Below are 6,599 nucleotides of genomic sequence, written 5' to 3' on the forward strand. Positions count from 1 at the left end.
TTGCGTAAATGAGCGTTTTTTCCATTTTACAATAGTTTTCGGGATAGCGTTCAGAAAGTTTTGCTATGCTCTCTTTACTATTTTGTATTGCTCTACGCACCGCCTCTGTTGTCTTGGCGCACCCATGTAATACTTGATAATTCCTCCTTTGATGGTATTTTTTTCTCATATTTTATTATACCATCACTCTTTGGGACTGTGCATTTTAGAGTTTAGCTCCTTGGATTTCTCCCTTATCATCGAAATGACAGGTTCCCGTAGTTCCACACAACAGCCTGATGTAGATTCATGCCACCTCTATGCCGGACGCCATCTACCCAGTAAACAAGCTCCCGATAGATTTATCCCAAGTAGTTACCATCCCCTGGTTTCGACGCCATTTTATAGGTTTCGACACTTCTTCAGTGGTTCACTTTCGTTCATCTCTCTATTCCCTACATGACGCATAATTGCGCCTTTTCCATAACGCTCACCACCTTGGCTCTTTACCAAAGCAGCTTATGGTTGTTTAAAGCCTGCTCTTGCAAACCGGCTTTGAGGGGCCCACCCTCATCTATTGTGCAGCTTCAGCTTACCGCTTCTACGGCACACGGTAACCTCTCTATTTTTATAGTATATTTTAGGAGTTTACCCTATTTTCTTAACTTTTTTAGTGATTTCTAATCCATAGATACTGTCTCTCATGTCAATAAATTACTGATATCTTTTAACAAATGCAACTCTTGTTTTAGAAAATACTATAGCTATGCATCAATTGATGATTCGGTCCAAAAAGGCACCGAAAAATAGCAATAACCCAACATAGGAGTTATTTTTAAATATGGACATACATTGAGAAGAATTATCTGGATTAAAATTTTTGTATTGGTAATAAAATATAAATCCCACGGCAAGTAGGGCAAGATAAAAAACATTGTTTAGTGATGACAAAATACCAGCATATAACCACATCGTGAAAGATGCTAAGTAAAATCTTTTCAGCCAAGGCTTTGTAGAATCACCAAAATATAGTGCTGTTGACTTCATTCCTATTTTTTCATCGTCTTTTTTGTCTTGATGAGCATATATTGTGTCATAACATAGCGTCCAAAAAACACACCCTACATAAAAAAGGATTGGTTCTAAGCTAACCTGATTTTTTATAACTGACCAACCCATCAGCGATCCCATATTGAAGGTGAATCCCAAAAATAATTGAGGCCACCAAACATAACGTTTTAGTAGAGGGTAAATGATTGTCATACATATGGAAAACATGCCAAGCACCAATGTAGTGATATTAGTTAGTAGTAAGATTATAAACGCAGCAGATAACAATAAAAAAAGTAAAATTAAGGCTTGCTTTACGTTTAGTTTACCACTTGCAAGTGGTCTAAATTTTGTCCGTTCAACATGTGCGTCTATTTTTTTGTCGAAAATATCATTGATGATACATCCAGCAGGTCTCATCAAAAATGCCCCTATAATAAATAGTGCGATGTAAAAAAAAGTTTGCCAAGATAGAGAAGTTGAAGCTAAAAGAATGCCACTTAAGCTGGGAAATAGCATAAGCCATAAACCACTTAAGCTATGTAACCTCATTAGAGAAAAGTAATGATTAGAATGCATCAGTTGATATGACTACGTAATATTTCATCTACATTAACAAAGTTATTAAATGCTAAATCAGGCTTAAAAACTAACTCGGGTATAAAACGTAATTTAACATAATGCAGTATAGATTTGCGCACCAACCATGCAGACTGATTCATCTCGTTAACAACAGAGTTAATATCTCCCTGTGTTCCACTTGAAGTGCAGGAAGAAAACTCTGAGAGAGGTCCATTCAATGAAGACAGTACAATATAAACATCTGCTTTACTCATATCTTTACTTAATTTTACTTCAGATACTACTATACTTTGATTACATATCTTGCTTTCCATTAAAACTCTAGATATTGCTCTATGCAGCACTGATGCTATCTTTAAGTTCCTAATTTCCTTTTTCATCTATAATACCCTTTCCTCTTGTACTATCTGATAAGCTTCTAAAACATCGCCCACTTTAACATCAACATTCCCTTCTAATGACATTCCACACTCAAAATTTGTACCTACCTCCTTAACATCATCTTTAAATCTACGTAATGCTTTTAATTTTCCTGTATATATCAATGTGTTATTGCGCATTACCTTGATCACAGAATCCCTTTTTATAATACCATTGCTTACATGGCAGCCAATAATATTACTAGCTTTAGACACATTGAATATCTGCCTTACAGAAGCAGAACCGATATGATTTTCTCGTATGATAGGTTTTAACATCTTAGTTAAGTACATTCTCATATCATCAATAAGCTCATATATTATATTGTAAGTGTGTATTTCTACACCTTTCTGCTTTGCTAAATCTCTTATTTTTGAATCCACTTTTACATTGAAAGCCAAAATTACTGCGTTAGATGCTTCTGCAAGCAATACATCTGAATCTGTTATTCCTCCTACTGCTTTATGTAGAATATTTAATTTTACTTCGTCTTTTCCTAGTTTATCAATTGAACTTGATATTGCTTCAATAGAGCCAGTGACATCGCACTTTAAAACTATACATAACTCTTCTGTTTTGTTACTACCATGGCTAAATATATCTAAGTCAGAGCTATCGAGACTTTCCTTTTTTTTCTTAACTAATTCTGATCTGTATTCAACAACTTCACGGGCTTGCTTTTCAGAACCTACGGCAACAAATTTATCTCCTGCACTTGGTATTCCGTTTAAACCAGTAATTTCAACTGGAGCAGAAGGTAAGGCAGCTTTTTCTCTTTGCCCAAGATGGTTTACCATACTACGTACTTTACCATATGTTGTGCCTATTACGAGCATATCACCTACTTTCAACGTTCCTTCTTCAACTATCAACGTGGCTGATATTCCTTTAGTTTTATCTATTTTAGACTCCACCACCCATCCCATTGCACGGCAATTCTCTATTGCTTCTAAACTCATTAATTCAGCGATTAGCAAAATTGCTTCTTCTAATTTATCCAAGTTAATTTTCTTTTTTGCTGAAACTGGAACGATCATTACGTCACCACCTAGCTCTTCAGGAATTAAATTATATTGAGGTAAGCTACTAATTACTTTTTCTACATCACCAGGTTGAGATTTATCAATTTTATTAATCGCAACTATAATTGACACATTTGCTGCTTTTGTATGATTAATTGCTTCAACTGTTTGTTTCATGATTCCATCATCAGCTGCCACCACTATGACAACTATGTTAGTAATGTTAGCACCACATGCACGCATTGCAGTGAATGCTTCATGCCCTGGTGTATCAATAAAAGTGATTTTTTGCTTATTTTTTGTCACTATTTGATAAGCACCTATATGCTGAGTTATGCCGCCTGATTCTCTTTCTACAACATTGGATTCACGAAATGCGTCAAGCAGTGAAGTTTTACCATGGTCTACATGACCCATAAAAGTAACAATAGGTGGTTTATGTTTTTTTGGCAAATTCTCTATAGAAAATAAGTCTTTTTCTTTATCAGCATCACTCACCCGCTTAACTGTATGATTAAATTTTTTCGCTATTTCACATGCTATATCTGGATCCACCAAGTCGTTTGCTCTATAACTTTCACCAACTTCTTCTTTTAACATTCTTAAAACACTTTTACTATCTTCTGCCATGCGAATAGATAACTCCCTAACCGTAATTTCATCTGGTATAGTAACTTCTCTTGATATATTCTTGCCTTTAGCAAATTTTGACTTTTTATTTCTTATACCAAATTTTTGCCTAAATATAGGAGCCTGTTCAACTTTTTCATCTATTGCTTGTTCGATGATTAATTTCGTATGTTTAGAATATGTATCCTTATCTTTACTAGCTTTGGAAGACTTTTTTTTGCTATCTTGGTCATCTTCCTTTTTATCAATATCCTCTGAAGTTTGCTCTTCAACCTTTTCTGTTAAGACCTCTGTACCGCTATCTGTTTGCTCATCTTCATTATCATTTTCTTCTACTATAATTTCCTTTTCTATTTGTTTGTTGTTTTTTTCTTTCAGTAAAGCGGCATTTTGAACAGCATTAATCCGAAAAATTTGCTCTTTTTCCGTAAGAGAACCTAATAATTTACTACTATCAAAAGCATCATGTTCTTCATGGAATTTTTTTCTTCTTTTTTTTACTATCATAGCTCCAGTATTTGAGCTAACTAAAGAATTTAAATCTAAGCCTAATTTAAGCTTACTCGAACCTTGAAGCGTTAATTTTTTGTTCTCAGTCTCTTCATTATCCATATCTATATTATCCCAAGCTTTTTACGTGCTTCCATTATTATTGAATCTACTGAATTTTTTAACTCTTGTGAGTTATCAGTTGAAAGAGAGGAAGAAAGTATGTTGCAAAATTCGTAACTTGATAAGTCCGCTATATCTTCTAAAGTTTTAATACCATTACTACCTAATGCAATTTTATAATCTATTGATAAAGGCAAATTGAGCACATCATCTTCCATACCTAAATTCTTCAATTCTGCTATCTTTTTATCATTTTCCTCACTGAGATACTTGCTTGCTCTATTATACAGTTCATGTGCAATATCTTCATTGAATCCTTCTATTGCAGCAAGTTCTTTAATTGAAGCATTTGCTATATCTTCCACGCTTGAAAAACCTTCAGTTACTAACAATTGACCCATAATTTCTTCTAAATTCAAAGCTTCAGCAAATAAAGCAGAACATTGGCTAAATTCTTTATTCCGCCTTTCTGACTCCTGCTGAGTACTGAGTATTTCAACTTTCCATCCAACAAGCTCTGAAGTTAATCTTACATTCTGGCCCTTTTTTCCTATGGCTAAACTTAATTGATCTTCAGGGACTATTAACTCTACACATTTTTCATCTTCATCAATGATGACTTTTGATACTTCTGCAGGAGTGATTGCCTTAATCACAAATTGACCAAAGTCTGAAGAATAATTTATGACATCGATCTTTTCACCATTTAGTTCGTGTATTATGCTCTTTATCCTATCTCCCCTGATGCCAACACAAGCGCCCACAGGATCAATATTTTTGTCAGGAGAAAAAACAGCAACTTTTGACCTTGAGCCGGCATCTCGAGCTATAGCTTTGACTACGACTAATCCATCAGCAATTTCCGGGACTTCTTGTTTTAACAACGCTTCTAGGAAACCTGCATGAACCCTGGATAGAATGATTTGACGTCCATCATCAGCACGCCTAACACTTTGTATATAAGCCTTAACTTTATCGCCTTCACGAAATCGCTCATCCCCGATCAAATCACGTGACATAAGAAACGCATTAGTGCCATTTATATCCACAATTAAATCTGGGTATCCAACTTGTTTTACAATACCATATCTTACCTCTCCTACCTTGTCTTTAAATTGTTCATATTGCTTTTTCAACTCTTCGTCTTTGATTACTTGCGCAATTTTTTGTTGAGCAATTCTTGCTGAAGTAAGGTCGGTATCCAGAGAGAGTAGTTCATGAATAGTGTCACCAACTTTTACATCTTCCGTACTTATTAATTTAGCTCGTGAGAGAGTACACTTAGTTTCGTTTAAGTTTGATCCTGATTCATCTTCTGATTCATCATCAACAATTTGTAATTTTCTATATACGGAAATTTTACCCGTATTTCTATCTATCTTAACTACAATCTTACTTTTGCTACCATATTTTTGCTGAGCTACCGCTTCTATAGCACTTTCTAATGCTTTTATTACAACTTCGAGATCTAAACCTTTTTGCTCTGAAACTTCAACTGCTGTTTTGATTATATCAAGTCCACCAATTATGTTGTTCTTATTATTTTTATGTTTAATACTATTTTTACGATTAGCAATCATACAAATAAATCCAATTAGTTTAATTATAGCTTCAATAGACTATTTTAAGTGTTAAATAAATACTGATTAAAGTCAAGTTTTTTCATATTTTTAATATAGTTTCAAAATTCCAATGCTTATTTCTTGATCTCGATATCCAAGTGACAGATTAATACATGTGCAACTTGACATTAGATCTGCTGTGAATCAAAGGAGAAAAACTCAGAATATGAGAGTACATAAACAAAGTAAGGTTAAAAACCGTGCCTTAGGTTCACAATACCAGCAATAATATTGAATCTCATGTTGTATTTCTTCTGAAAATTGCGGTAAACATTTGATATAATTTTGAATATTTTGATCTCGCGAATTTTATTTTCCACTTGCATCCTCCAGCTTTCTATTATGCTCCTTTTGCTCTTCCGTTAGCGGTTTTTTCCGGATGTGGAATTACTACATTACTTTGAACTTTTTGCCATCCTTGATAGCCGGAATCAGCGTGTTTTATACTATCTCTTGGCAGCCTGTTTTCTTATGCGAAAATCGTGCTCGATGCGACTTTGAAACTGACAACACTTTCTTCGATCGGTTTTTATGGTCGTTGTTTTCTTTTTGCCAGAGTAACTTTTTTTACGTTTTTTGCTGTCTTTTGGTCGCTGTATCGGCTGTGCTGTAACATCTGCTAAAAATCCTTTCGGGCGTTAAGGTTCTATCCTTTTTTATGCTAATTTTTTTTGCCAACAAT

4 protein-coding genes and 1 pseudogene are annotated in these 6,599 nt (G+C 34.4%); all 5 read right to left on the reverse strand.

Features of this window, described 5'->3' with window-relative positions:
• Positions 1-750 precede the first annotated feature (750 nt).
• A complete protein-coding gene (gene ubiA, locus IC220_RS05800; protein WP_188153555.1) occupies positions 751-1,608 on the reverse strand; it encodes a 4-hydroxybenzoate octaprenyltransferase in 858 nt (285 codons plus the stop codon).
• Positions 1,608-1,991, reverse strand: coding sequence for a ribosome-binding factor A (locus tag IC220_RS05805; RefSeq protein ID WP_188153556.1), 384 nt, complete (start codon positions 1,989-1,991; stop codon positions 1,608-1,610). Before IC220_RS05805 ends, ubiA begins: the two co-directional genes overlap by 1 nt.
• On the reverse strand, positions 1,992-4,295 hold the full coding sequence (infB, locus tag IC220_RS05810) for a translation initiation factor IF-2 (RefSeq protein WP_188153557.1): 2,304 nt from the start codon (positions 4,293-4,295) through the stop codon (positions 1,992-1,994).
• Positions 4,296-4,297: 2 nt separating this feature from the next.
• Positions 4,298-5,875, reverse strand: a complete 1,578-nt coding sequence (gene nusA, locus IC220_RS05815; protein WP_188153558.1) for a transcription termination factor NusA — start codon at positions 5,873-5,875, stop codon at positions 4,298-4,300.
• Between the two features lie 233 nt (positions 5,876-6,108).
• Positions 6,109-6,599, reverse strand: a pseudogene (locus IC220_RS05820) (transposase family protein); the annotation flags it as partial.

It is taken from the genome of Wolbachia endosymbiont of Pentalonia nigronervosa, from assembly GCF_014534705.1.
Lineage (GTDB): Bacteria > Pseudomonadota > Alphaproteobacteria > Rickettsiales > Anaplasmataceae > Wolbachia.